A 24,511-nucleotide genomic window follows, 5' to 3' on the forward strand; every position below is an offset into this window, starting at 1 on the left:
CCGCAGCGGAAGTCGATGTCCCCGAGCAGATGCGGATTCGCCGGGACAAGCGCGAGCGGCTGCTCGAACAAGGTGTGCAGCCGTATCCGGTGGTGGTGCCGCGCACGCATACGCTCGCGGAAATTCGGGCCGCGTATCCCGAGTTGGAAGCCGATACCCAGACGGGTCTGACGGTCGGCATCGCCGGGCGCGTCATATTCGTGCGTAATACCGGCAAGCTGTGTTTCGCCACCCTCCAGGAGGGCGACGGCACCAAGTTGCAGGCGATGATCAGCCTGAACGGCGTCGGCGCGGACGCGCTCGCGGCCTGGAAGTCCGGTGTGGATCTGGGCGACTTCGTATTCGTGCACGGCGAGGTGATCTCTTCGCGCACCGGCGAATTGAGCGTCATGGCCGATTCCTGGTCGATGGCGGCGAAGTCGTTGCGCCCGCTGCCGGTCGCGCACAAGGAGATGAGCGAGGAGTCGCGGGTCCGGCAGCGTTATGTGGATCTGATCATCCGCCCGGAGGCCCGGGAAATGGCGCGCACCCGCGTGCAGGTTGTGCGCGCGGTGCGAAATGCATTGGAGCACAGGGGTTTTCTCGAGGTCGAGACGCCGATGCTGCAGACCCTGCACGGCGGTGCGGCGGCGCGGCCGTTCGTCACCCATTCCAATGCCCTGGATATCGATCTCTACCTGCGTATCGCGCCGGAGCTGTTCCTCAAGCGCTGCGTGGTCGGCGGTATCGAGAAGGTCTTCGAGGTCAACCGCAACTTCCGCAACGAGGGCGCGGATTCCACGCATTCCCCCGAGTTCGCGATGTTGGAAACCTACGAGGCGTACGGCACCTACGACGATTCCGCGCGGATGATGCGGGAATTGATCCAGGAGGTCGCCCAGGAGGTGTTCGGGACGCAGGTGGTGACCTTGGCCGACGGCACCGAATACGATCTGAGCGGCGAGTGGAACACCGTGGAGATGTACCCGTCGCTGTCCGACTCACTCGGTGTGCCGGTCACTCCGGAAACGACCGTACCGGAATTGCTCGCGCTGGCCGAACGGGTCGGTCTGGAAATTCCGCAGGACAAGGGCTACGGGCACGGCAAACTCGTCGAGGAACTGTGGGAGCACGTCTACGGCGACAAGCTGTACGCGCCGACTTTCGTGCGCGACTTCCCGGTGGAGACCTCCCCGCTGACCCGGCAGCATCGCAGCAAGCCGGGCGTGACCGAGAAGTGGGATCTGTACGTTCGCGGCTTCGAGTTGGCAACGGGCTATTCCGAACTCGTGGATCCGGTCATTCAGCGCGAGCGGTTCATCGATCAGGCCAGATTGGCCGCGGCCGGTGACGACGAGGCGATGCGCTTGGACGAGGACTTCCTCGACGCGATGGAACACGGTATGCCGCCGACCACCGGAACGGGTATGGGAATCGATCGCTTGCTGATGGCGTTGACGGGACTCGGAATCCGCGAAACGATACTGTTCCCAATTGTTCGTCCGGCGGCCCGCTGAGCGTTGCCGGATTCATTCCTGTGACCCCGGCTTGGAAATTTCCGAATTCGAGGTATTCTCGACTCGGGTATCGGCCTAACATGCGGGTCGCACGATTTCGAGAGGACGTTCATCTCATGGCAAAGAAGGTCACCGTTAGTCTCATCGACGATGTCGACGGGGAGTCCATCGCGGATGAGACCATCGAGTTTGCGATCGACGGTGTTTCATACGAGATCGACTTGTCCACGACCAACGCGACGAAGCTGCGCGACGGTTTGGAAACCTGGGTCTCGAGCGCCCGTCGGGTGAGTGGTCGTCGGCGTGGGGGCAAGACTGCCAGCGTGAGCACCGGCGCGCCGAAGAGCCGCGTGTCGATGGATCGCGAGCAGAGCGCGGCAATTCGTGAATGGGCGCGGCGCAAGGGTCACAAGGTCTCCGCGCGCGGTCGTATCTCCGCGGAAATTACCGACGCGTACAACAAGGAAGTCGGCCGCGCCAACTAGTAGGGTCGGCCACCGGGGAGCCGAGAAGGTTGTTCCCATTGTGTTGTGCCGCCGCGGTCCGGAGGAATCGTGCGACATCCGGAGCGCGGCGGCATTTTCATGCATATCGGATATGACCGGTGACCCGAGTTGCGCGGGGATCCGCTATACGATCTTGCTCGCGTCGGGAGGGCGCGGCACCATGGAAACTGTGCAGAATACGTCGTTGCTTCCGAGGACCGAGGTGTCGTCGCGGTGAGCGGTTTTCGGGGATCATTCCTGCGCTTCGCCGACGACACGGGGCGTCAGCAGGAGTTGACGCTCAGTCCCGACCAGGAGCGCGTGACCATCGGTCGTTCGCCACAGGCGGATCTGACGCTGTCCTGGGACGCGGAGGTCTCGCGGCTGCACGCCGCGGTCGAGTATCTGGGCGCGCAGTGGACGATCGTCGACGACGGCCTTTCTCGCAACGGCACTTTCGTCAACGGTGAACGGCTGGCGGGGCGGCGTCGCCTCGCCGCGGGGGACCGGATCCGGGTGGGCACCTCGCTGGTGTCCTTCCACGACTACAGCGGCACCCCCGACGACGCGACGCGCATCTCCTCGGGCTCGTTCCCGACCCTGCGCTCACTGACCGATACCCAACGCTCGGTGCTGATCGCGCTGTGCCGCCCCTACAAGAACAACGCCGGATTCGCCACCCCCGCCTCGAACCAGCAGATCGCCGACGAACTGTTCCTGAGCGTCGACGCCATCAAAACCCATCTGCGCACACTGTTTTCGAAGTTCGGCGTAGAGGACCTGCCCCAGAACCAGAAGCGCGTGCGCCTCGCGGGCCTGGCCATCCAGAGCGGCATCATCGCCGACCGAGACCTGTAACTTCGGCCCCGGCTAGCGAACCTCGGCCTCCGCTAGCGTCCGCCCGAACACGACAACCGACGTGCCCAGCGGCGAATCGTCTCCGTTCCGCTGGGAGTTGCCCGCGAAGCGAAAGGCTCAACAAGGCCAGCTCCAAGGGTTTTCGGCGCGGCTCGTCGTTCAGCCCTCGAAGCGCATGGCCGGAGGCCGAGTCTCGAGGGGTGAACGACGAGCCACACGGGCGCCGAAAACCTGCCGCAGCGAAGCGGAGGCCAAAGACACAGCGCATGGCCGGAGGCCGAGTCTCGAGGGGTGAACGACGAGCCACACGGGCGCCGAAAACCTGCCGCAGCGAAGCGGAGGCCAAAGACACAGCGCATGGCCGGAGGCCGAGTCTCGAGGGGTGAACGACGAGCCACATGGGCGCCGAAAACCTGCCGGAGCGGAGCGGAGGCCAAAGACACAGCTTGTGTTCGCTGTGGGCATAGTTGGGGTGGAAACGATTACGGGGGGCCTCGCGTTATGCATGAATGAGTCGAGTTGTCGGACGTTCGCAATAGGGTGGACGGACGACGCCCGCGACCCCGGCCAACTAGAGTAGAGGCGGGGGAGGCAACCCCAGGGCTTCATGGCAGGCTTGCGCTCAGTCGTCTGAAGCGCCGGATGCCGGAATGTCGGAGCAGGAGAGTGAGGGAGCGATGTTCGAGAGGTTCACCGACCGCGCGAGGCGTGTCGTTGTCCTGGCCCAGGAAGAGGCCCGGATGCTCAACCACAACTACATCGGTACCGAGCACATCCTGCTGGGTCTGATTCACGAGGGTGAGGGTGTCGCGGCCAAGTCGCTCGAGTCGCTCGGCATCTCCCTCGAGGGTGTGCGCAGCCAGGTCGAGGAGATCATCGGTCAGGGTCAGCAGGCCCCGTCCGGGCACATCCCGTTCACCCCGCGGGCCAAGAAGGTGCTGGAGCTGAGTCTGCGCGAGGCGCTGCAACTCGGCCACAACTACATCGGTACCGAGCACATTCTGCTCGGCCTGATTCGTGAGGGCGAGGGCGTCGCGGCCCAGGTGCTGGTCAAGCTGGGCGCCGACCTGAACCGGGTGCGTCAGCAGGTCATCCAGCTGCTCTCGGGTTACCAGGGCAAGGAGCCGGTGGAGTCGGGCTCGCGCGGCGAGTCGGGCACCCCGTCCACCTCGCTGGTGCTCGACCAGTTCGGTCGCAACCTGACCCAGGCCGCGCTCGAGGGCAAGCTCGACCCGGTCATCGGTCGTGCCAAAGAGATCGAGCGGGTCATGCAGGTGCTGTCCCGCCGCACCAAGAACAACCCGGTGCTGATCGGTGAGCCCGGCGTCGGTAAGACCGCCGTCGTGGAGGGCCTGGCCCAGGCCATCGTCAACGGCGAGGTCCCCGAGACGCTCAAGGACAAGCAGCTGTACACCCTCGACCTGGGTTCCCTGGTCGCGGGCAGCCGCTACCGCGGTGATTTCGAGGAGCGCCTGAAGAAGGTGCTCAAGGAGATCAACACCCGCGGCGACATCATCCTGTTCATCGACGAGCTGCACACGCTGGTCGGTGCGGGCGCGGCCGAGGGCGCCATCGACGCGGCCTCGATCCTCAAGCCCAAGCTGGCCCGCGGCGAGTTGCAGACCATCGGCGCGACCACCCTCGACGAGTACCGCAAGTACATCGAGAAGGACGCCGCCCTGGAGCGCCGGTTCCAGCCGGTGCAGGTGGGCGAGCCGACCGTCGAGCACACCATCAACATCCTCAAGGGCCTGCGCGACCGGTACGAGGCGCACCACCGCGTCTCGATCACCGACTCCGCGCTGGTCGCGGCCGCGACGCTGGCCGATCGCTACATCAACGACCGGTTCCTGCCGGACAAGGCGATCGACCTGATCGACGAGGCCGGCGCCCGGATGCGCATCCGTCGCATGACCGCACCGCCGGACCTGCGCGAATTCGACGACAAGATCGCCGATGCGCGCCGGGAGAAGGAAAGCGCCATCGACGCGCAGGACTTCGAGAAGGCCGCGCGCCTGCGCGACAAGGAGAAGCAGCTCGTCGCCAAGCGCGCCGATCGCGAAAAGCAGTGGCGCTCGGGCGATCTGGACGTCGTGGCCGAGGTCGACGACGAGCAGATCGCGGAGGTGCTGGCCAACTGGACCGGTATCCCGGTGTTCAAGCTCACCGAGGAGGAGACCACCCGTCTGCTCCGCATGGAGGACGAGCTGCACAAGCGGATCATCGGCCAGGAGGACGCGGTCAAGGCCGTCTCCAAGGCCATCCGCCGCACTCGCGCCGGTCTGAAGGATCCGAAGCGTCCCTCGGGCTCGTTCATCTTCGCCGGTCCGTCCGGTGTCGGTAAGACCGAGCTGTCCAAGGCGCTGGCGAACTTCCTGTTCGGCGAGGACGACGCGCTCATCCAGATCGACATGGGCGAGTTCCACGACCGCTTCACCGCCTCGCGGCTGTTCGGTGCCCCTCCGGGCTACGTCGGCTACGAGGAGGGCGGCCAGCTCACCGAGAAGGTGCGCCGCAAGCCGTTCTCGGTGGTGCTGTTCGACGAGATCGAGAAGGCCCACCAGGAGATCTACAACACCCTGTTGCAGGTCCTGGAGGACGGCCGCCTCACCGACGGTCAGGGTCGCACGGTCGACTTCAAGAACACCGTGCTGATCTTCACCTCGAACCTGGGTACTTCGGATATCTCGAAGGCCGTCGGCCTGGGCTTCGCGGCGAGCAACAGCGAGGGCTCGAACTACGAGCGGATGAAGCTCAAGGTCAACGACGAGCTCAAGAAGCACTTCCGCCCCGAGTTCCTGAACCGCATCGATGACGTGATCGTCTTCCACCAGCTCACCACCGAGCAGATCGTCGAGATGGTGGACCTGATGATCAACCGCGTCGCCACTCAGCTGCGGAACAAGGACATGGAGATCGAGCTGTCCGAGCAGGCCAAGTCCCTGCTGGCCAAGCGTGGTTTCGATCCGGTGCTGGGCGCCCGCCCGCTGCGTCGGACCATCCAGCGCGAGATCGAGGATCAGCTGTCGGAGAAGATCCTCTTCGGCGAGATCGGCCCCGGCCAGATCATCTCGGTCGACGTCGAGGGTTGGGACGGCGAGGGGCAGGGCGAGGACGCGAAGTTCACCTTCGCCGGTCGCCCGAAGCCCGCCAAGCCTGCCGAGGAGGAGCCGGTGGCAGCGCTCGCCGGTGAGTCGGCGGCGGCTTCCGGAGAGTAAGAGCAGAACCGTCACGGCCCCTTCCCGAGTTGTCGGGAGGGGGCCGTTGCGTATGTCGGTCGCATGTGAGGTGGCCGTCCGAATGGCCGGATTGCCCTGGTGGCGTCGGCCCGCGTGACGTGGTTGGCTGTCCCGCGGCGCTGTGGTGGAAACACTTGCGGCGTGCTTTCCGTCGATGTTGTTCGCTCGTGCTTCGAGTCAGCGCTCGGACCGAAAAACGGTTGCGGGGTGGTGGGGGTTCGTTCATGGTTGTCGGTGACGTGCGACGAAAGGTTCTCATGCTCACCGAGACCGAGATCGCGGCATTCGTGACGGATGGATTCGTGCGGGTGGACCAGGTCTTCTCGGGCGAGATCGCCGAGGCGGGGCGGGAGATACTCTGGCGGGCAACGGGTTACGATCCCGATGATCGGTCGACCTGGGTCGAGCCGGTGGTCCGGCTGGGGGACTTCCCGCAGGAGCCGTTCCGGGTGGCGGTGAATGCTCGTGCGCTGCATGAGGCATTCGATCAGCTCATCGGGCCGGAGCAGTGGGTGCCGCGAAACAGTTTGGGCGGGTGGCCGATTCGATTTCCGAGCCTGACGCCGTCCGGGGACGACGGCTGGCACGTGGACGCGAGTTTCGGCGACGATCCGAACGACTACATGACCTGGCGGCTCAACCTCCGCACTCGCGGTCGCGCCTTGCTGATGCTGTTCCTGTTCTCCGATGTGGACTTCGACGATGCGCCGACCAGGATCAGAGTCGGTTCGCATCTGCGGCTGCCGCCGGTGCTGGCGCCGCACGGCGAGAGGGGCCTCAGGATGCGCGAGATGCTGGATGTATACGCCGCTACCGACGATCTGCCTCAGGCGCTCGCCACCGGGCAGGCCGGGGATGTGTACCTGTGTCATCCTTTCCTCGTGCATGCGGCGCAGCCGAATCTGACCGGGCGACCGAAATTCATGGCCCAGCCGCCGTTGGTCCTGCGCGAGCCCTGTGTGCTGGACCGGCCGGACGGCAGGTACACGCCGCTCGAGCGCGCGATTCGACTGGGACTCGAAGGCAGCGCTCGCTGAATCGTGTCGACGGGCCCGATGATGGTGCGCGGCAAGTGATCTCGACGTCCGGTCCGTCTTCCCGGTGAACCGTTCGACGGCCGATGCCGCGTGGCCGGTACTGTGGTCGGTTGTCATGTGAGCGGCCCGGCGACGTCCGGACCCCGGACGAGAAAGGCCGAACCGCTGAAGGTCACCGTCAGGAATGCCAGGTTTCAGCAGTGGGAGGCGTTGCTGACGAATCGGAACAAGCGGCAGCGGGCCGGGGCGTTCCTGATTCAGGGGGTGCGGCCGATCACGCTGGCGGCGGCGAACGGGTGGCGGTTCGAGAGTCTGCTGCGGCCCGAGGGCAGGCAGTTGTCGGAGTGGGCGCGCGGGATCATCGCGGACGGTGCCGCGGAGGTCGTCGATGTCGCGCCGGAGTTGCTGGCCGAGTTGGGGGAGCGCGGGTCGGGGGAGCCGGAGTTGCTCGCGGTGGGTGCGATCCGGCCCGATGATTTCGACCGGATCCCTTGTGGGACGGACTTTTTCGGGATCGTCTTCGATCGGCCGACCAGTCCGGGGAATGTCGGCACGCTGATCCGATCGGCCGATGCCTTCGGTGCGTCCGCCGTCGTGGTCACCGGGCATGCCGCGGATATCTACGATCCGAAAGCGGTGCGGGCCAGCACCGGATCGCTGTTCAGCCTGCCGGTGGTGCGGGCCCGGTCCACCGACGAGGTGGCGGACTGGGTGCGGGCGCGGCAGCGGGCGGGGGTCCCGGTGCGCATCGTCGGCACCGACGAACACGGCACCGCCGATATCGCCGACTACGACCTGACCGGGCCGCGCCTGATCGTCATCGGCAACGAGACCAGCGGCCTGAGCGCGCGTTGGCGGGACGTCTGCGACGATATCGTGCGCATCCCGATCGGCGGCGGCGCGAGCAGCCTCAACGCCGCCACCGCGGGATCGGTGCTGCTGTACGAAGCCGATCGGCAGCGTCGGATTGTGCAGCGGTAGTCGGGATCGGCAGTCGGACGCTGCCGGCGGTAGTGCTCGCGTTGATGCGGAACGATCCGTGGTCTGGTGGGGAGCATTGCTGTGCGAAGCGGTTCGGCAGCGTCGGACCGTTCGGCAGTAATCGACCGGCAGTTGGACGCTGCCGACGGCAGTGCTCGCGCTGATGCGGCCGAACGATCCGCGGTCTGAACGATCCGCAGTTTGGTGGGGGAAGCATTGCCGATCGGCGATGCCGCATCCTTGCTCGAACTGACGGGGCGGATGGCGGCAGATGTGCGGCGGTAGCGTTGCGCCGGTCAGCGACCGTCCCGGGACGTTTCAGCGCAGGCGGTCGAGGATGGGTTGGAAGGCTTCGGCCAGGGCTCCCGGGACGATCACCTCATCGATGCCGTAGGTGTCGCGGCGGTGTTCGAGAACGGCGGCGGCCTCGGCGGGGTCGGCGGGCAGGAGTCCGACCGAGCCCAGTTCGCGGAGTTCGGCGGCGGTCGGGATCTGCCAGTTGCCGGGCGGCGGGGCCAGCTGGTCGCCGATGCCGATCAGTTGGCCGGTGAAGGCGACCGGGCGATCGGCGTTCTCGCGCACGGTGGCGATGATGGCGGCCAGGTCCTTCTCGGTGGCGGTCGGCTGTAGGGCGGGCAGCACGCGGTCGGCGATCCGCCCGGCGGCGGCGAGCATGCGGGGGCCGGAGGCCGCGATCATGACCGGTGGCGCGGGATCGACCTCGGCGCGGACGGCGGTCACGATATCGATCAGGTGGGCGCGGCGCTCGGACGCCGAACCGCCCGGCTGACCCAGCTTTTCGGCCTCCTGCACCGCGTCGGGGCGGCCGATGCCGATACCCAGTTCGAAGCGGCCGTCGGAAAGTTGTTGCAGCGCGGCGATTTCCCGCACGGCGACCGCTGCGGTGCGCAGCGGCGCCGCGATGACGTTCGGGCGCACCCGCAGGGTGGTGGTCACCGCCGCGGCGGCGGCGAGAGCCGGGAAGGGCGACGCGGTGCGCAGTGTGTCGGGCATCAGCAGGGTGTGATAGCCCTGTCGCTCGGCGGTTCTGGCGGTTTCGAGCCAGGCCGCGGCCGAACCCGGTGCCTGCATCGTGCCGAATCGTATGCTCATCGAGACTCCTGAAGGGTGAGTGTTGTCACTTTCGAACAGCTTTCGGCGAGCGGGAATCATTCCCGCTCGCATCGATCGGTGTCACTGCCAGCCCGGTCGGACCAGGCCCGATTCGTAGGCCATCACGACCAGTTGGGTGCGGTCACGTGCGTTGAGTTTCAACAGGATTCGGCTGACGTGGGTGCGGGCGGTGGCCGGGCTCATGAACAGGCGTCCGGCGATTTCGGCATTGGTCAGGCCCTCGGCGACCAGCGTCATCACCTCGCGTTCGCGATCGGTCAGCTCGGTGAGTTCGGTCGCGGGTGCGGGCTTCGCGCGCGAGGCGAATTCGGCGACCAGACGGCGAGTCACGCTGGGGGACAACAGCGCATCTCCCTCGGCCACCACCCGCACCGCCCGGACCAGATCCGCCGGTTCGGTATGTTTGACCAGGAAACCCGTTGCGCCCGAACGCATTGCCTCGAACACGTACTCGTCCAACTCGAACGTCGTCAGCACCACCACCTTCACCGCCCCCAGATCGGCGTCGGCCGCAATGGCGCGAGTGGCCGCCAACCCGTCCAATACCGGCATCCGGATATCCATCAATACCACATCGGGCCGCAATTCCCGAGCCATCCGCACCGCCTGCTCCCCGTTATCCGCTTCCCCCACAACGTGAATGCCATCCTGTGCGTCCAGCAACGCGACGAACCCGCCCCGCACCAGAGCCTGATCATCGGCCACCAGAACTCGAATATCGTGCGCTGTAGGGCTCATCGGGGCTCCTGGAGAACGAATGTTCGTCGGTTGACGCGAAATACATTGGCGCACGGTCGAATACCGGAATCACCGGCACCGGCCTCGTTGCTACCCTGCTGGGCGGGCGGTGCTGTGAAGAATCCTGCTGGTGCCGATGCCCGATCCTCGGCCGTGCGGATTCGAACGCCGTGTGGTGCCGGATTCATCGGGTTTCCTGGGGAATCGGGAGACGCGCGGTGTCGCGGAATCCGTCTGCTATCGATACCTGATCGTCGGCCGTGCGGATTCGAACGCCGTGTGGTGCCGGATTCATCGGGTTTCCTGGGGAATCGGGAGACGCGCGGTGTCGCGGAATCCGTCTGCTATCGATACCTGATCGTCGGCCGTGTGAATTCGAACGCCGTGCGTTGCGGGGTTCATCGAGTCTCCTGGGGAATCGGTAGATGTGCGGTGACTCGGAATCCGTTGGTGGGTAACGGGTTTGCGGACAGGGTGCCATTGAGGGCGTGGGCTCGCTCGATCATGCCGGGGATGCCGTTTCCGCCCGGGGTTGTGGATGGTTGTGGAGTATTCGTGGGCGCGGTGTTCTCGATGGTGAGGGTTAGTTCGGTGGGGGAATAGTGCACGCCGACAACGGCACTCGCGCCCGGGGCGTGTCGCAGGACGTTGGTCAGTGATTCCTGCACGATCCGGGCCGCGGCCACGTCCAGGACGGCGGGTAGGCGTACGGGATCGCCGGTGACCTCGGTCCGCACGTCCAGGCCCGCGGTGCGAGCGGGGGCGAGCAGTGCGTCCGGATCGCCGATGCGCACGGCCGGACTCGTCGGCGCCGCAACGGTTTCCGTGCCCGCGCGAATGGATTGCAGCAGTGCGTGCACCTCGCCCAGGGCGTCGCGGCTGGCGGATTTGATCGCGGCCAACGCGGTCGCGGCCTGTTCCGGTTTGCGATCCAGCAGTTCCAAGGCTACCGAGGACTGCACGTTGATCAGCGAAAGGCTGTGTGCGAGAACATCATGCAGCTCGCGCGCGATCGCCAGCCGCTCCCGGGTGGCACGCTGCTCCCGTTCGGCCTCCGCTCGGGCCCGCTCGGCCTGCTCGTTGCGCTGCGCCGCCTCGGCCCGCTGCCATCGCGCGATCACCACCGCCCGCCGCTGCCGGATCCCCTCGGCCAGCGCCACCAGCACCGACAGCCAGGCGAACAGCCCGACGATCTGCCAATAGTTGGTCGGATGCCCCCGAACCAACGGCGCGGGCCACACCATCAGCAGATACCCCAGCGGCACGACCGGATAGGTGTACCAGCGCGACCCCCGGTGCCCCGCAGCGAGGAACGCGATCACCAACGCCAGAAAGACCGGCCCGTACCCGTACCCCAACGCCAGATACGCCAGCGTCACCCCCAGCACCGCATAGAACACCGCCCGCGGATACGCGCGCCGCAGCAACAACAACCCCGGCCCCACCAGCAACAACACATACCCCAGCACATCCAGCGCCCGAGCCCCGCTCCCATGCCAATGCGCATTCGCCTGCCCGCCCGCCCCCACCTGCACGACGGCCGCAACAACCGCAGGCAACACCACCTTGCCCCTGCCCCGCATCCGCGCTTCCACACCCGAACCGTAACGCCGCAACCCCCGTTCCGGACCTCCCACAAGGCGAATTACGTCCAGATACGTATGCCGGGTCGCGCTCGGCGGCGGATGTATGAGGGCCGGTCGGGGGCGGATTCTCGGTGTATGAACGAATCGGAATCCGGCGTGGCGGTTGTTCGTACCGAGGCGCTGACGAAAAGTTATGGCGCGCATATCGCTGTCGACGGGGTTGGTATGACCGTCGGGGCAGGGCAGATCTATGGGTTTCTCGGGCCGAACGGGGCCGGGAAGACGACCACGTTGCGCATGCTGGTGGGGTTGATCCGGCCGACATCGGGGCGCGCGCGGGTGTTGGGGCGGGAGCCGGGTGATCCCGGCGCGCTGCGTCGGATCGGGGTGCTGATCGAGGGGCCGGGGTTCTATCCGTACCTGTCCGGGCGGGAGAATCTGCGGGTGCTGGCCCGGTATCGGGGCTGTACCAGCGATGATGCCGAGGAGGCGCTCGATCGGGTCGGGCTGGCCGGGCGGGGTGACGACCGGTTCCGCGCCTATTCGCTGGGGATGAAACAGCGTCTCGGGGTCGCCGCGGCGCTGCTCGGACATCCGGACCTGCTGATCCTCGACGAACCCACCAACGGGCTCGATCCGGCCGGAATGGCCGAGATGCGCGAGCTCATCACCGGACTCGCCGCCGACGGGCACACCGTCGTGCTGTCCTCACACCTGCTCAGCGAAGTGCAGGAGATCTGCGACCGCGTCGGCGTCATCTCGCAGGGCCGTCTGCTCACCGAAGCCACGGTGAGCGAATTGCGCGGCACCGCAACGCTTTTCCTGCGAGCCGAACCGGTGGAGCTGGCCTTCCCGGCGGTCCGCGCCGTGTTGGGCGGACGCACCGCACTGCTGACCGCCAACGGCATCAGAGTCGATGCCGGTACGGCAATGGCTGCCGAGGTGGCGCGTGCGGTCGTCGGGTCCGGCGCGGACCTGCTGGAACTGCGCACCGACGAACGTTCGCTCGAGGACGTGTTCTTCGAGCTGACGAATCTGGAGCAGGCGTCGTGACCGGGGTGTCGGCGGCTGCTCCCGCTGTTCGAGACCATCAATCCGGAGAATCTCTCATGAATGACGTAATCGCCTGTACCCGAGCCGAATTCGCCCGTCTGCGACGCTGGCCCGCCTTCTGGATCCTGTTGAGCACCTGGCTCGTGCTCAACCTGGTCTTCGCCTATCTGTTCAACTATCTCGCCTACACCACGGGTTCGTCGAGCCGCATGTCCAACGGGCAGCCCCGGGAGATTCTGCTGCAACAGATGCTGCCCGCCGCGGTGCCCGAGGTGTTCACGCAGGGCATGGCGATGTTCGGCGGTGCGCTGATGCTGGTGCTGGGCGCGCTGGTGACGGGCAGCGGATACGGTTGGGGCACTTGGAAAACCGTGTTCACCCAGGGGCCGTCACGCACCCGGGTGGCCGGTGGGACGGTGCTGGCGCTGGCGGTCGTCGTGGTCGCGCTGGTGCTGAGTGCGTTCGTGGTCGACACCGGTGTGGCCGCGATCATCGGCGCGATGCAGCATCAGTCGCCGGCGCTGCCGGGGGCCGGGCGGGCATTGCTCGGAATCGTCACGGGCACAGTGATTCTCGGGATGTGGACGTTGGCGGGTGCGCTGATCGGCGTACTGGCCCGCGGTCCGGCCCTGGCGGTCGGCCTGGGCCTGGTCTGGGTGCTGGTGGTGGAGAATCTGTTGCGCGGGGTGGCGGCGATCTTCTCGCCGATCCGGGTGATCACCGATCATCTGCCCGGCACCGCGGCCGGTTCGCTCGCCGGTGCGATGCGCACGGTCTCGGGGGCGTCCACTCCGGGTGTGCTCGATACCCTTTCGCGCCCAGCGTCTTTCGTGGTTCTCGCGGTGTACGTCGTCGTCTTCACGGTCGCGATGATCTGGACGCTGCGTCGCCGGGACATGGCCTGACGCGGACGTCGCGCCGGATGCGGTTCGGCTCCCGGCTTACCCGCCGGGAGCTCGAACCGCGTTGATCAGCGGAAACTGTTCGGCAGAACTACTCGGACTTGGCCGTGACGTCGAGCACTACCTCGAACTCCAGCAGCGAAGCGCCGGACGCGACCGGCTTGCGCGACGGATCACCCGCGTGCGCCTCCCGCGCCGGACCGTCCCGCCACGCCTCGAAGGATTCGTTCGAATCCCACTGCGTGACAACGAAGTACCGGTTGTCCCCGGAGATCGGCCGGAGCAGCTGGAACCCGAGGAAGCCCGGCGAGTTCTCCACCGCGTGCGCCCGCCCGGCGAACCGCTTCTCCAGTTCCGGGCCCGCGCCCTCGGGAACCTCGATTGCATTGATCTTCACAACAGCCATGAGCCGACCCTAGCGCGCCTACCCCGACACCCTGCTCAGCCCCGCAGCACCTGCCGCCCGATCGCCCACTTGTGCACCTCTGTCGGGCCGTCGTAGAGCCGGAAGGCACGCATATCCCGGAAGATCATCTCCACCACCGTCTCGTCGCTGATGCCGATCCCGCCGAGCACCTGCACACAGCGGTCCGCGACCTTGAAAAGTTCTTCGGACACACTGGATTTGGCGATCGAACTCTCGTGCCGCGCCTTGTGGCCGTTGTCCATCAGCCAGCAGGCGTGCCAGATGGTCAGGCGGCACTGGTGCAGCGCGATCTCGTTGTCCGCCAACAGGAACGACACCCCCTCGTGCTCGCCGATGGGCTTGCCGAAGGCGGTGCGGGTGCGCGCGTGCTCGACCGCGATGCTCTGCGCGCGTTCGGCCGCGCCCAGCCAGCGCATGCAGTGCGTGAGGCGGGCCGGGGCCAGTCGCAACTGCGCGTACCGCAGCGCCTGGCCGGTCTCGCCGAGGACGGATTCCTTTGGCAGCGTGAGGTTTTCGAACCGCACCACACCGTGCCCGCCGACGTAGTTGCGGTCCATGGTGTTCATCGTGCGCTCGATGACGATGCCGGGAGTATCACCTTCGGTGAGGAACAGCGTCGGCCCCTCGGGCAGATGCGGATTGGCCTCGAGCCGCGCCATGATGATCCAGGTCTTGGCCCCGTCCGCGCCGGTGATCAGCCATTTGCGGCCGTTGACGACGAAATTCTCACCGTCGAAGGTGGCGCTGGTGCTCAGCTGCCCGGGATCCGATCCCGCCCCGCCCGGCTCGGTCATCGCGAACACCGACCGCTGTTGCCCGGTGATCACCGGCATCAGGTACCGGTCGATCTGCTCCGGGTTCGCGACCTTGGACAGCAGGAACATATTGCCCTCGTCGGGCGCCGCGCAGTTCATCGCCACCGGCCCGAGCGTGGACCAGCCCGCCGCCTCGTACAGCACGGCCTGCTCGACGTGGGTGAGTCCGCGTCCGCCCAGCTCGACCGGGGCCTGCACGGTCAGCAATTTCTCCGCCCGCGCCAGCTCCACCAGCTCCTGCCGCAGCTCGTCGGTCGGCCCGTGCGAGGTCAGCCGGGGATCGCGCTCGTACGGAACGATCTTGTCGATGACGAACTGCCGCACCCGATCACGTTCGGCGGCGAGGTCGGCGGGAATCGAGAAATCGATCATCGGATCACCTTCGTTCGTTGGCCTGCGACGAGCATACGGTGCACCCGCCCCCGGACTGACGGCAGCCGCCATCAACTCCGAAGACGCATATCACCGCAGCTCACGGGCTCAACTGGCCCCGTCGGGCGCAGCGACCGTTCAGCTCAGGACCTCAGCGACTGCTCAGGTCAAGCCAGGATTCCGTCGACCGCTGAGGTTGGGACTTCGGCGACCGTTCGGGTCAGGACCTCGACGACCGGTCACGTCGGGTCAGCACTTCGTCGACGGATTAGGTTGCGACGTCGTCGACTGCTCAGGTTGGAGTCTTGTCGGCTGTTCAGGTCAGGTCGGGGCGTTGGTGACCACTCAGGTCGGGGCCTCGACGACCGCTCAGGCCAGAACCTCGGTGAGGAAGCGACTGACTTCGGCGCGATACGCGGCGGGTTGATCGTCGTGGACGAGGTGTCCCGCATCGGGCACGACGACGTGCCGCGTGCCCGGCCGCTCGGCCATACGACGCATCTGACCGGCCGGGGTGATGGTGTGCTCACCCTCGATCAGCAGGGCCGGAACCCGTACGGCATCCCACTGCGCCCAGAAATCCCGGGTGCCCCACTCCTCGGAGATATCGCGGAAAGTCGTTACCGCACCGTGCAATCGGTAACCGTCGGGGCCGTGCGTGAACGCCCGCAGGAAGTAGCGCCCCGCGACCGGACCGAAGAAATTCAGCACCGCGTCCGCGTCCGGGAACGGCTGCGGCCACGCCTCGATCATCCGCGCCCAGTCCTGCGCGGTCCGCCCCCGGAAATCCGGCGCCATATCCTCGACCACCAGCGCCCGCACCCGTTCGGGATACGCCGCGGCGAACATCCACCCGTGCAACCCGCCCATGGAATGCCCGATCACCACCATCGGCTCCCCGATCCGCGCGGTGGCCGCCGCCAGATCCGCGACGAACGCCTCGGTGCTCAACTCCGGGAGGGCGGCCCGCCCGTGCCCGGCCGCGTCGAAGGTGAACACCCGCCCGAACGCCCGCAACCACTCCACCTGCCCGTCCCACGTCCGCGCACTCCCCATCAGCCCGTGCAACAGCAGAATCGGCACACCCGCGCCACCCTCGTCGATCACCACCGACCCGACCCTACGGACGTCCCGGTCGCACGCCCCGGCCGGTCGATCGAAGTATCGGAATATGTCCGAAATGGGCGCAGTTCACCGACGCTCGACGGCGTGTCGGGGCCGTGTCCTAGGATGATCTCGCACGCGCGGGCGGATGTGGATCGGCTCGCGCGGTAGGTACACAGCACGTCCGGTCGGCAGCGTTGCGTAACAAATGCCGGGCTGTGCGGGAAAGACATTGCGGTCGGGTACACCTGCGACGGTCGTGTCGCGACGGGCCCGCTCGCGCCGGAAGGACAATGCATGAGTTCGGAACTGCACGTCGATGTTTCCGGCGGCGTCGCGGTGCTCACGCTCAACCGTCCGGCGCAGCAGAACGCGATGACCCCGACGATGACCGAGGCACTCAGCGCGGCGCTGCACCGCTGCGATATCGAGGACGCGATCCGCGCGGTCGTCCTCACCGGCACCCCGCCGGCGTTCTGCGCGGGCGCGGATCTGTCGCATCGGGTCGGCGAGGTCAGCGCGACGCTCGATCCGCCGCCCTGGCGGGTGCGCAAACCGGTGATCGCGGCGGTCAACGGCCATGCGGTCGGCATCGGCCTGGCCCTGGCCCTGCAATGCGATCTGCGGTACATGGCGCGCGACGCGGTGTACGGGCTCAATCAGGTCCGGCGCGCGGTGCTGGCCGACGGTTACGCGCACTGGACGCTGCCCCGGCTGGTCGGCATGGCCAACGCCGCCGACATCATGCTCACCGGCCGCACCTTCGACGGCGAGGAGGCCAAGGCCATGGGCCTGGCCAACGGCTGCCTGCATGCCGGGGAGGTGCTGCCCACGGCGATGTCCGTCGCGCACGACATCGCGGGCGGATCCGCACCGCTTCCCGCGGCACTGTCCAAGCGGCTGCTGTGGGAGGGCCTGGGGATGACCCAGGAGGCCGTCGGCCGGATGGAGACCGAGCTGAACGGCTATGTCGCACAGAGCATCGACGGTGGCGAGGGAATGGCCGCATTCCGCGATCGCCGCCCGCCTCGATGGACCGGCAGCATCAGCGGCGAATGGCCCGCGTGGGAGGTCCCGTCCGAGCCGCAACGCCCCGGGCTCGACTGACCCTGATCCCGCGGCGGTTGCGGAGCTGATTCGTGCGAGTGCGAATGCCGGCTGGCAGCAGTGCGGTCGGCGCGTCGGTCAGGCGCGTCCGCCGAGCACCATCAGCAGGAACACGATCGCCACCAGCACCATCAGCACCGTCCCGACGACGCCGAGCACGTATCCGATGAGTACCTGCGAGCGTCCGCCGAGCTGACCGCCGGAGCGTTCGATCTGACTGAGCGCCTGCTTGCCCAGCACCCACGCCACCGGACCCAGTGCGCCGCAACAGAATATGCTCAGCGCCCCGAGTAGGAGCACCGTCGTTGCGTGCGGATGCTCGACGGGCTGCCCGATCTGATCGGGCAGCTCTCCCTCCCAATAGGGCGGCTGATTCCACATGGCCACCGGTCAAGTCTACGGTGACGCGGGCCGTTTCATCGGCCGGACGCGCGCCAATTCACATGGCCCGGCCCGGCCGCGAGCAGAAAACCGCTCCGGGACGGGCCGATTCGGCTCCGTCAGGACCGCCGCTGACGTGCGATATCGGCCAGCACCACACCCGCCGCGACCGAGGCGTTCAGCGATTCGACGGGCCCGGCCATCGGAATGCTCAGGATCTCGTCGCAGGTCTCGCGCACCAGCCGGGACAGGCCCTTGCCCTCCGAGCCGACCACCACGACTGTCGGTGTGCTGCCGTCGAATTCGTCCAGGAGGGTGTCCCCGCCCGCGTCCAGCCCGACGATCTGCACGCCGGTCGAGGCCCAATCCTTCAGCGTGCGAGTCAGATTCGTCGCGCGCGCGACGGGCAGCCGGGCCGCGGCCCCGGCACTGGTCCGCCACGCCACCGCCGTGACGCTCGCGCTGCGCCGCTGCGGGATCACCACACCGTGCCCGCCGAACGCGGCCACCGAGCGGATCACCGCGCCGAGATTGCGCGGATCGGAGATGTTGTCCAGCGCGACCAACAGCGCGGGTTCGCCGGAGCCACGGGCGGATTCGAGCAGATCGTCCGGATGCACATACCGGTACGGCGGCACCTGCAACGCCATGCCCTGGTGTAATCCGTTGGAGCTCATGCGATCCAGGTCGCTGCGCGGCACCTCCAGGATCGAGATCCCGGCGTCGGCGGCGAGTTTCACCGAGGCGGTGAGCCTTTCGTCGTTCTCGGTGCCCACCGCGACGTACAGCGCCGTCGCCGGCACACCGGCGCGCAGGCACTCCACCACCGGATTGCGGCCGAGCACGAGTTCGGGGCCGTCGGCATTGCGACGTCCGGCGACCCGGCTCGCGGTGGAACCACCGCGAGTCTTGTTGGCGGCCTTGGCCGCCGCGGCGGCGCGCTTGGCGGCGGGATGGTATTTGCGTTCGGTCGCGGGCGGGGTCGCGCCGCGGCCCTCGAGCCCACGGCGACGCTTCCCGCCGGAACCGGCGACCTGTCCCTTCTTGGTGCCGCTCTTGCGCACCGCGCCACGCCGTTGCGAATTGCCTGCCATCAGTTCGCCTTTCGTGCCGTCGGTGAAACCAGCGACCATTCCGGGCCGTCGGGTGTATCGGTGACCTCGACGCCCGCCGCGTGCAGTCGATCGCGCACGGCATCGGCCTCGGACCAGTCCTTCGTCGCGCGGGCCCGCTGCCGACGGTCGAGTTCGGCGCTCACCAGCACCTCCAGCGCGTCGTTCGCCGACGAACTGTCGCGCGGCCCGGACCAGTGCGGATCCAGCGGATCCACGCCGAGGATGCCGAGCATGGCGCGCACCTGTCCGGCGGCCTCGCGGGCGGTATCGGTGGCGCCGGATTCCAGCGCCTTGTTGCCCTCGTGCACGACGCGGTGAATTTCGGCCAGCGCCTTGGGAATTCCGAGATTGTCGTCGAGCGCCTCGGCGAACGCGTCGGTCCATTTTCCGACCGGAATCTCACCGAGTCGTTCGGTGGCCCGGCGCACGAACGCCTCGAGCCGCTGATAGGTCTGGGCCGCATCCCGCAACGCCTGGTCGGAATATTCCAGCATCGAGCTGTAGTGCGCACTGCCCAGATAGAACCGAAGTTCCACGGCCCGAACATGTTCCAGTACGTTCGGCACGGCCAGGGTGTTGCCCAGGGATTTGGACATCTTCTCCCCGCCCATGGTCACCCAGCCGTTGTGCAGCCAGTAGCGCGCGAAACCGTCACCGGCGGCACGGGATTGGGCGATTTCGTTCTCGTGATGCGGGAAAACCAGATCCATTCCGCCGCAATGGATATCGAATTCCGGTCCGAGATAGAAACCGGCCATCGCGGAGCATTCCAGATGCCAGCCCGGGCGCCCCGGACCCCACGGCGAGGGCCAGGTCGGCTCGCCGGGTTTGGCGGCCTTCCAGAGCGTGAAATCGCGCGGATCGCGTTTACCCTCGCCCGCGCTCTCGCCCTGGTGCACGTCGTCGAGTTTGTGTCCGGACAACGCGCCGTATTCGGGATAACTGCGCACATCGAAATAGACGTTCCCGGCCGAGGCGTAGGCGTGACCGCGTTCGATCAACCGCTCCATCATCTCGACCATCTGGGTGATGTGCCCGGTCGCGCGCGGCTCCACCGACGGCGGCAGCACCCCGAGCGCGGCATAGGCGCGGTCGAAGGCGCGTTCGTGGGTGGCGGCCCATTCCCACCAGGGGCGGCCCGCGGCGGCGGCCTTGTTCAGGATCTTGTCGTCGATATCGGTGACATTTCGCACGAAAGCCACGTCGAATCCGCCCGCGGCCAGCCAGCGGCGCAGGACGTCGAACGCGACGCCGCTGCGGACGTGTCCGATATGCGGTTCGCCCTGGACGGTCGCGCCACACAGATATATCGACGCTCGGCCGGGGACCAGAGGCGTGAAATCACGCAGGGTCCGCGTCGCGGTGTCGAACAGGCGCAGAGTCACGACCAGCCATCCTACTGTTCAGGGATTTTGCGTAAGGTACAGGGCGGGCGCCGGGAACGGGACATCCGGCAGCTCAGGGATGCGGCGAATCAGCCGCAACAACACAGCAATGCGGTGGCGACCGCCGCGACACCCTCGCCGCGGCCGGTGAGTCCCAGACCGTCGGTGGTCGTGCCGGACACCGAAACCGGTGCACCGAGCAATTCTCCCAGGACCTGTTGCGCCTCGCTACGCCGAGGTCCGATCTTGGGACGATTGCCAATGATCTGTAGAGCCGCGTTGACGATGGTGTAGCCGGCCTCGTCCAGCAGCCGCCGGACCTCGCGCAGCATGTCCGCACCCGATACCCCGGCCCATTCGGGGCGGCCGACGCCGAAGACCGCGCCCACATCGCCGAGCCCGGCGGCCGAGAGCAGGGCGTCGCACAGCGCGTGCGCGCCGACGTCACCGTCGGAATGCCCCGCGCAACCGCTCTCACCCTCGAACAGCAGTCCGGCCATCCAGCAGGGACGGCCGGGCTCGATCGGATGCACATCGGTGCCGATCCCCACGCGCATGGCGGTCACGTCGGTCATCGCGCGACCTCGGACGAAGCCGGAGTTGTGATCGATGCGATATCGAGGCCGGGCCCGGGAGTGTCGCGCTCGGCGAGCAGGGTGCGGGCCAGCCGCAGATCGAGCGGGGTGGTGATCTTGAAAGCCATCGGATCGCCCGGAATCACGCGCACCTGCGCGCCGAACGCCTCGACCAGGCCCGCGTCGTCGGTCGCCCGCATCCCGGCGGCGTACGCCGCGCGCAGCAGATCCGCGTGGAAGCCCTGGGGCGTCTGGATCGCGCGCAGCACCGCGCGATCGGGGGTGCCGGTCACGGTGCCGTCGGAGTCGACGGATTTGATCGTGTCGGTGACGGGCAGACCCGGCACCACGGCCGGGCAGCCGGAGGTCAACTCGGCCACCACCCGCGCGATGAGCGACGGTGGCGTCAGCGCGCGTGCGGCGTCGTGCACGAGGAAGTGGGTGGCCCGCGGCGCGGCGGCGATGCCGGCACGCACCGAATCGGTCCGTTCCGCGCCGCCGGGAACCACGCTGACCGGCACGGGGCATGCCGGGTCGGCGCGGTGGCCGAGCAGAACTCGCGCCTCGCCGATGAGTTCGGCGGGCGCGGCGATCACGATGTGGTCCACGACCCCGGACGCGATCAAACCGTCGATGGCGAGTGTGAGCATGGGGCAGCCGCCGACCGGGACGAACGCCTTGGGCATGGACTCACCCAGGCGAACACCCCGACCGGCGGCAGGCACCAACGCCACGACACGACTCGTGTCGTGCACCTGGTTCACGGTCAGGAAGCCGCTGCGAGAACCTCGTCGAGCAGGGTCTCGGCCTTGACATCATCGGTGCCCTCGGCAAGGGCGAGTTCACCGACGAGGATCTGACGAGCCTTGGCGAGCATCCGCTTCTCGCCGGCGGACAGGCCGCGGTCCTGTTCGCGCCGCCAGAGATCACGCACGACCTCGGCCACCTTGTTCACATCGCCGGAGGCGAGCTTCTCCAGGTTGGCCTTGTAACGCCGAGACCAGTTCGTCGGCTCCTCCGTATGCGGCGCACGCAGCACCTGGAAGACTCGATCGAGACCCTCCTGGCCCACGACGTCACGAACGCCGACGTATTCGGCATTCTCGGCGGGAACCCGTACGGTGAGATCGCCCTGAGCGACCTTGAGGACCAGATACTCCTTCTGCACACCCTTGATGGTGCGAGTCTCGATTGCTTCGATCAGCGCCGCTCCGTGGTGGGGGTAAACGACGGTGTCTCCGACCTTGAAAATCATGTGTCCCGTGCCCCTTTCGATGCTCACAGTTTAACATGCGACTCGATAACGGCGCGATCAACGACGCAGGTCAGGGCCACAACAGCGGAGCGCTGGGGGTTGACAGAAGTAAATCGTTGTGCATCTTGTTGTGCCAGAACGGGTTACGTGCGGGTGTCGGCGCGGCGGGGGTACCGGGCGGATCGCTCGGGGGGCCGTCGATCCGCGTGCCCGGACAACTATTACGCTCCGTACTACTACTCTGCATCGTGGAGTGAGCCCGGTCGACATGGAGGACAACCCGTGACTGCCCTGAAAGCCACCTCAGCGTCCGAGGCGCGCCGCCGTGCCGTGCGTCGCAGTGCTGTTGCAGTTGCCGCGCTGGCCGCGGGTGCCGCACTCGCGCTGTCGGGGTGCAGCTCCGGCCAGATCGCGCAGACCGCCCGGCAGGTGTCCGCGGTGAACGGCAACACTGCCGATATCGGCAACGTGGCGCTGCGCGACGTGCGCATTCTGCTGCCGCAGTCCGAGCAGTACACCAATGCCAAGGGCGGTAAGGCGCTGCTCGCGTTCAGCGCGGTCAACTTCGGTGCGGCCCAGGCCGACGAGCTCAGCAGCATCACCACCGACCTGGGCACCATCAAGATCACTCCGGCCGGTGTCACGCTGGATCCGGGCCGGGCCGTCGTCGCGGGTGGGCCCGGAGCCGTGCAGGTCAGCGCGCCGGCCACGTCGACCAGCAGTGCGCCGTCGAGCAGCGCCGCGGCGTCGAGCACCACCGCGGCCGCGCCGACCACCTCCGCCGCGGCAGCCGCCGACGGCAAGGAGACCTCCGGTGCGGCCGAGCCGATCGTGGTCGAGATCTCCGGTCTGACCAAGGACATCACCCCCGGCCCGACCTACCCGGTGACGTTCAACTTCAAGAACGCCGGAACCGTGCTGGTGAACGTCCCGGTCGACGGCGGCAGTTCTCCGCACGCCGCGGGCTGACGCGTCGGGCACCCCGCGGAGCGGAGGCCGGAAAATACTGTCGGAGTCGATCCTTAGGCTGCGCACGTGGCCAAGGTGAAATCGCTCTACCGTTGCTCCGCCTGCTCGCACGAGGTCGCCAAGTGGGTCGGGCGCTGCCCGTCCTGCGGTGAATGGGGGTCGATCGACGAACAGGCGAGCGCTCCCGCGTCGGTCTCGACCGGGCGGCGCGCGCTGCTGCCCTCCACGGCCGCCGCGCCGATCTCCACCATCGATTCGCAGGTCACCCGGGCGCGTCCGACCGGGGTGAGCGAGTTGGACCGGGTGCTGGGCGGCGGGGTGGTGCCCGGCTCGGTGGTGCTGCTGTCGGGCGAGCCGGGGGTGGGCAAATCGACCCTGCTGCTCGAGGTGGCCCATCGCTGGGCGCGACAGCGGGAGGAGCGCGCACTCTATGTGACCGCCGAGGAATCCGCCGGTCAGGTGCGGTTGCGCGCGGATCGGACCGGGGCGGTGCACGATCGGGTCTACCTCGCCGCCGAATCGGATCTGGCCACGATTCTCGGGCATGTCGACCAGGTGCGGCCCTCGCTGCTGGTGGTCGACTCGGTGCAGACCATGCTGGCCGCGGACGTCGACGGCGTGATCGGCGGGGTGACCCAGGTGCGGGCGGTGACCTCGGCGCTGACCTCGCTGGCCAAGGCGAGCGGGATCGCGGTGCTGCTGGTCGGGCACGTCACCAAGGACGGCAATGTGGCCGGGCCGCGCACGCTCGAGCATCTGGTCGACGTGGTGTTGCAGTTCGAGGGCGACAAGCACTCCACGTTGCGGATGGTGCGCGGGGTGAAGAACCGGTTCGGCAGCGCCGACGAGGTGGGTTGTTTCGAACTGCACGAGGACGGGATCGCCGGGGTGCCCGATCCGTCCGGGTTGTTCCTGCATCACCGTTCCGATCCGGTGCCGGGTACGGCCATCACGGTCGCGATGGACGGCAAACGTCCGCTGCTGGCCGAGGTGCAGGGGCTGACGGTGTCGACGCCCGCGCCCGCACCGCGTCGCGCGGTAAGTGGGCTGGACTACAACCGGGTTTCCATGGTGCTCGCGGTGTTGCAGAGTTGCTGTCACGTCTATCTGGGCAAACACGACGTCTACGCGGCGACGGTGGGTGGTATGCGGCTGACCGAACCGGGTGCGGATCTGGCTGTCGCACTGGCGATCACGAGTTCCGAGCGGGGGATCTCGCTGCCGAGTGGACTGGTGATTCTGGGTGAGGTGGGGCTGGCCGGTGAGGTTCGGCGTGTCACGGGGGCCGGGCGTCGACTCGCCGAGGCCGAGCGGCTAGGTTTCACTGAGGCGCTGGTGCCGCCGGGCGTGGATTGCTCCGGACTCTCCATGAGGGTGCGTGAGGTCGCGAATGTTCGTGCGGCGGTCGCGTCGAGTGGTTTGTCGAAGCGAGGGGGCGAACATGCGGAGGCTGCCCAATGAACCCAGGGCGTTGGGTCACCAACCTGCTCGGTAAGC

The 24,511-nt window shown here is 67.4% G+C and carries 23 protein-coding genes; 11 read left to right on the forward strand and 12 right to left on the reverse strand.

Annotated features, from left to right (window positions below):
- Positions 1–29 precede the first annotated feature (29 nt).
- The 6 genes from lysS to NRB20_RS05295 all read left to right on the forward strand — a co-directional run bounded on the left by lysS (position 30) and on the right by NRB20_RS05295 (position 8,096).
- A complete protein-coding gene (gene lysS, locus NRB20_RS05270) occupies positions 30–1,496 on the forward strand; it encodes a lysine--tRNA ligase (protein WP_153408679.1) in 1,467 nt (488 codons plus the stop codon).
- A gap of 116 nt (positions 1,497–1,612) precedes the next feature.
- Positions 1,613–1,981, forward strand: coding sequence for a histone-like nucleoid-structuring protein Lsr2 (locus tag NRB20_RS05275; protein ID WP_153408074.1), 369 nt, complete (start codon positions 1,613–1,615; stop codon positions 1,979–1,981).
- Between the two features lie 234 nt (positions 1,982–2,215).
- Positions 2,216–2,839: an FHA domain-containing protein gene (locus tag NRB20_RS05280; protein WP_406603782.1), complete on the forward strand. Its 624-nt coding sequence runs from the start codon at positions 2,216–2,218 to the stop codon at positions 2,837–2,839.
- 677 nt (positions 2,840–3,516) lie between these two features.
- A complete protein-coding gene (locus tag NRB20_RS05285; RefSeq protein ID WP_153408075.1) occupies positions 3,517–6,057 on the forward strand; it encodes an ATP-dependent Clp protease ATP-binding subunit in 2,541 nt (846 codons plus the stop codon).
- A 278-nt stretch (positions 6,058–6,335) separates the two neighbouring features.
- A complete protein-coding gene (locus NRB20_RS05290; protein ID WP_153408076.1) occupies positions 6,336–7,115 on the forward strand; it encodes a phytanoyl-CoA dioxygenase family protein in 780 nt (259 codons plus the stop codon).
- Between the two features lie 117 nt (positions 7,116–7,232).
- On the forward strand, positions 7,233–8,096 hold the full coding sequence (locus tag NRB20_RS05295) for a TrmH family RNA methyltransferase (RefSeq protein ID WP_319944495.1): 864 nt from the start codon (positions 7,233–7,235) through the stop codon (positions 8,094–8,096).
- A 318-nt stretch (positions 8,097–8,414) separates the two neighbouring features.
- On the opposite strand, the gene NRB20_RS05300 is transcribed toward NRB20_RS05295, so the two are convergent.
- From NRB20_RS05300 to NRB20_RS05310, 3 genes are all read right to left on the reverse strand, one after another.
- Positions 8,415–9,209: an LLM class flavin-dependent oxidoreductase gene (locus NRB20_RS05300; protein ID WP_153408077.1), complete on the reverse strand. Its 795-nt coding sequence runs from the start codon at positions 9,207–9,209 to the stop codon at positions 8,415–8,417.
- Positions 9,210–9,290: 81 nt separating this feature from the next.
- Positions 9,291–9,968 (reverse strand): response regulator transcription factor, encoded by a 678-nt coding sequence (locus tag NRB20_RS05305; protein ID WP_153408078.1) that lies wholly within the window; start codon positions 9,966–9,968, stop codon positions 9,291–9,293.
- A 398-nt stretch (positions 9,969–10,366) separates the two neighbouring features.
- Positions 10,367–11,563, reverse strand: a complete 1,197-nt coding sequence (locus NRB20_RS05310) for a sensor histidine kinase (protein ID WP_319944496.1) — start codon at positions 11,561–11,563, stop codon at positions 10,367–10,369.
- Positions 11,564–11,689: 126 nt separating this feature from the next.
- Here NRB20_RS05310 and NRB20_RS05315 point away from each other — a divergent pair, with 126 nt between their 5' ends.
- Together NRB20_RS05315 and NRB20_RS05320 are read left to right on the forward strand one after the other, a co-directional pair.
- Positions 11,690–12,607, forward strand: coding sequence for an ABC transporter ATP-binding protein (locus tag NRB20_RS05315; RefSeq protein ID WP_153408079.1), 918 nt, complete (start codon positions 11,690–11,692; stop codon positions 12,605–12,607).
- A 56-nt stretch (positions 12,608–12,663) separates the two neighbouring features.
- A complete protein-coding gene (locus tag NRB20_RS05320; RefSeq protein WP_153408080.1) occupies positions 12,664–13,512 on the forward strand; it encodes an ABC transporter permease subunit in 849 nt (282 codons plus the stop codon).
- An 88-nt stretch (positions 13,513–13,600) separates the two neighbouring features.
- On the opposite strand, the gene NRB20_RS05325 is transcribed toward NRB20_RS05320, so the two are convergent.
- The 3 genes from NRB20_RS05325 to NRB20_RS05335 all read right to left on the reverse strand — a co-directional run bounded on the left by NRB20_RS05325 (position 13,601) and on the right by NRB20_RS05335 (position 16,233).
- Positions 13,601–13,915 (reverse strand): antibiotic biosynthesis monooxygenase family protein, encoded by a 315-nt coding sequence (locus NRB20_RS05325; RefSeq protein WP_153408081.1) that lies wholly within the window; start codon positions 13,913–13,915, stop codon positions 13,601–13,603.
- Between the two features lie 35 nt (positions 13,916–13,950).
- Positions 13,951–15,123 (reverse strand): acyl-CoA dehydrogenase family protein, encoded by a 1,173-nt coding sequence (locus tag NRB20_RS05330; RefSeq protein ID WP_153408082.1) that lies wholly within the window; start codon positions 15,121–15,123, stop codon positions 13,951–13,953.
- Between the two features lie 369 nt (positions 15,124–15,492).
- Entirely contained in the window at positions 15,493–16,233 is a 741-nt protein-coding gene (locus NRB20_RS05335; RefSeq protein ID WP_319944497.1) for an alpha/beta fold hydrolase, read from the reverse strand.
- A 291-nt stretch (positions 16,234–16,524) separates the two neighbouring features.
- Between NRB20_RS05335 and NRB20_RS05340 the strand changes: the two genes are divergently transcribed.
- Positions 16,525–17,334: an enoyl-CoA hydratase/isomerase family protein gene (locus NRB20_RS05340; RefSeq protein WP_153408083.1), complete on the forward strand. Its 810-nt coding sequence runs from the start codon at positions 16,525–16,527 to the stop codon at positions 17,332–17,334.
- Positions 17,335–17,412: 78 nt separating this feature from the next.
- Here NRB20_RS05340 and NRB20_RS05345 read toward each other — a convergent pair whose 3' ends face one another.
- From NRB20_RS05345 to carD, 6 genes are all read right to left on the reverse strand, one after another.
- Positions 17,413–17,715: a DUF4190 domain-containing protein gene (locus NRB20_RS05345; RefSeq protein ID WP_153408687.1), complete on the reverse strand. Its 303-nt coding sequence runs from the start codon at positions 17,713–17,715 to the stop codon at positions 17,413–17,415.
- 119 nt (positions 17,716–17,834) lie between these two features.
- On the reverse strand, positions 17,835–18,809 hold the full coding sequence (gene rlmB / locus NRB20_RS05350; RefSeq protein WP_153408084.1) for a 23S rRNA (guanosine(2251)-2'-O)-methyltransferase RlmB: 975 nt from the start codon (positions 18,807–18,809) through the stop codon (positions 17,835–17,837).
- On the reverse strand, positions 18,809–20,215 hold the full coding sequence (gene cysS, locus NRB20_RS05355; RefSeq protein ID WP_319944498.1) for a cysteine--tRNA ligase: 1,407 nt from the start codon (positions 20,213–20,215) through the stop codon (positions 18,809–18,811). Before cysS ends, rlmB begins: the two co-directional genes overlap by 1 nt.
- Before the next feature lie 89 nt (positions 20,216–20,304).
- The gene (gene ispF, locus NRB20_RS05360) at positions 20,305–20,772 is read right to left on the reverse strand and encodes a 2-C-methyl-D-erythritol 2,4-cyclodiphosphate synthase (RefSeq protein ID WP_153408689.1); all 468 of its coding nucleotides are present in this window, start codon (positions 20,770–20,772) and stop codon (positions 20,305–20,307) included.
- A gap of 14 nt (positions 20,773–20,786) precedes the next feature.
- The gene (ispD, locus tag NRB20_RS05365) at positions 20,787–21,545 is read right to left on the reverse strand and encodes a 2-C-methyl-D-erythritol 4-phosphate cytidylyltransferase (protein ID WP_319944499.1); all 759 of its coding nucleotides are present in this window, start codon (positions 21,543–21,545) and stop codon (positions 20,787–20,789) included.
- A gap of 11 nt (positions 21,546–21,556) precedes the next feature.
- Positions 21,557–22,045: an RNA polymerase-binding transcription factor CarD gene (gene carD / locus NRB20_RS05370; protein WP_019931623.1), complete on the reverse strand. Its 489-nt coding sequence runs from the start codon at positions 22,043–22,045 to the stop codon at positions 21,557–21,559.
- Between the two features lie 282 nt (positions 22,046–22,327).
- On the opposite strand from carD, the gene NRB20_RS05375 reads away from it, so the two are divergent.
- Together NRB20_RS05375 and radA are read left to right on the forward strand one after the other, a co-directional pair.
- Positions 22,328–23,014, forward strand: a complete 687-nt coding sequence (locus NRB20_RS05375; RefSeq protein ID WP_319944500.1) for a copper chaperone PCu(A)C — start codon at positions 22,328–22,330, stop codon at positions 23,012–23,014.
- Positions 23,015–23,080: 66 nt separating this feature from the next.
- Entirely contained in the window at positions 23,081–24,475 is a 1,395-nt protein-coding gene (gene radA / locus NRB20_RS05380; RefSeq protein WP_319944501.1) for a DNA repair protein RadA, read from the forward strand.
- The last annotated feature ends 36 nt before the right edge of the window (positions 24,476–24,511 follow it).

The organism is Nocardia macrotermitis (assembly GCF_009604405.1).
In the GTDB taxonomy this organism is placed as follows: domain Bacteria; phylum Actinomycetota; class Actinomycetes; order Mycobacteriales; family Mycobacteriaceae; genus Nocardia; species Nocardia macrotermitis.

Excerpts from the sequence above, each read along its gene's own strand:
- lysS (WP_153408679.1), top strand. The coding sequence starts at position 30 with ATGCGGATTCGCCGGGACAAGCGCGAGCGGCTGCTCGAACAAGGTGTG.
- NRB20_RS05275 (WP_153408074.1), top strand. The coding sequence starts at position 1,613 with ATGGCAAAGAAGGTCACCGTTAGTCTCATCGACGATGTCGACGGGGAG.
- NRB20_RS05285 (WP_153408075.1), top strand. The coding sequence starts at position 3,517 with ATGTTCGAGAGGTTCACCGACCGCGCGAGGCGTGTCGTTGTCCTGGCC.
- NRB20_RS05290 (WP_153408076.1), top strand. The coding sequence starts at position 6,336 with ATGCTCACCGAGACCGAGATCGCGGCATTCGTGACGGATGGATTCGTG.
- NRB20_RS05300 (WP_153408077.1), bottom strand. The coding sequence starts at position 9,209 with ATGAGCATACGATTCGGCACGATGCAGGCACCGGGTTCGGCCGCGGCC.
- NRB20_RS05305 (WP_153408078.1), bottom strand. The coding sequence starts at position 9,968 with ATGAGCCCTACAGCGCACGATATTCGAGTTCTGGTGGCCGATGATCAG.
- NRB20_RS05315 (WP_153408079.1), top strand. The coding sequence starts at position 11,690 with ATGAACGAATCGGAATCCGGCGTGGCGGTTGTTCGTACCGAGGCGCTG.
- NRB20_RS05320 (WP_153408080.1), top strand. The coding sequence starts at position 12,664 with ATGAATGACGTAATCGCCTGTACCCGAGCCGAATTCGCCCGTCTGCGA.
- NRB20_RS05325 (WP_153408081.1), bottom strand. The coding sequence starts at position 13,915 with ATGGCTGTTGTGAAGATCAATGCAATCGAGGTTCCCGAGGGCGCGGGC.
- NRB20_RS05330 (WP_153408082.1), bottom strand. The coding sequence starts at position 15,123 with ATGATCGATTTCTCGATTCCCGCCGACCTCGCCGCCGAACGTGATCGG.
- NRB20_RS05340 (WP_153408083.1), top strand. The coding sequence starts at position 16,525 with ATGAGTTCGGAACTGCACGTCGATGTTTCCGGCGGCGTCGCGGTGCTC.
- NRB20_RS05345 (WP_153408687.1), bottom strand. The coding sequence starts at position 17,715 with ATGTGGAATCAGCCGCCCTATTGGGAGGGAGAGCTGCCCGATCAGATC.
- rlmB (WP_153408084.1), bottom strand. The coding sequence starts at position 18,809 with ATGGCAGGCAATTCGCAACGGCGTGGCGCGGTGCGCAAGAGCGGCACC.
- ispF (WP_153408689.1), bottom strand. The coding sequence starts at position 20,772 with ATGCGCGTGGGGATCGGCACCGATGTGCATCCGATCGAGCCCGGCCGT.
- carD (WP_019931623.1), bottom strand. The coding sequence starts at position 22,045 with ATGATTTTCAAGGTCGGAGACACCGTCGTTTACCCCCACCACGGAGCG.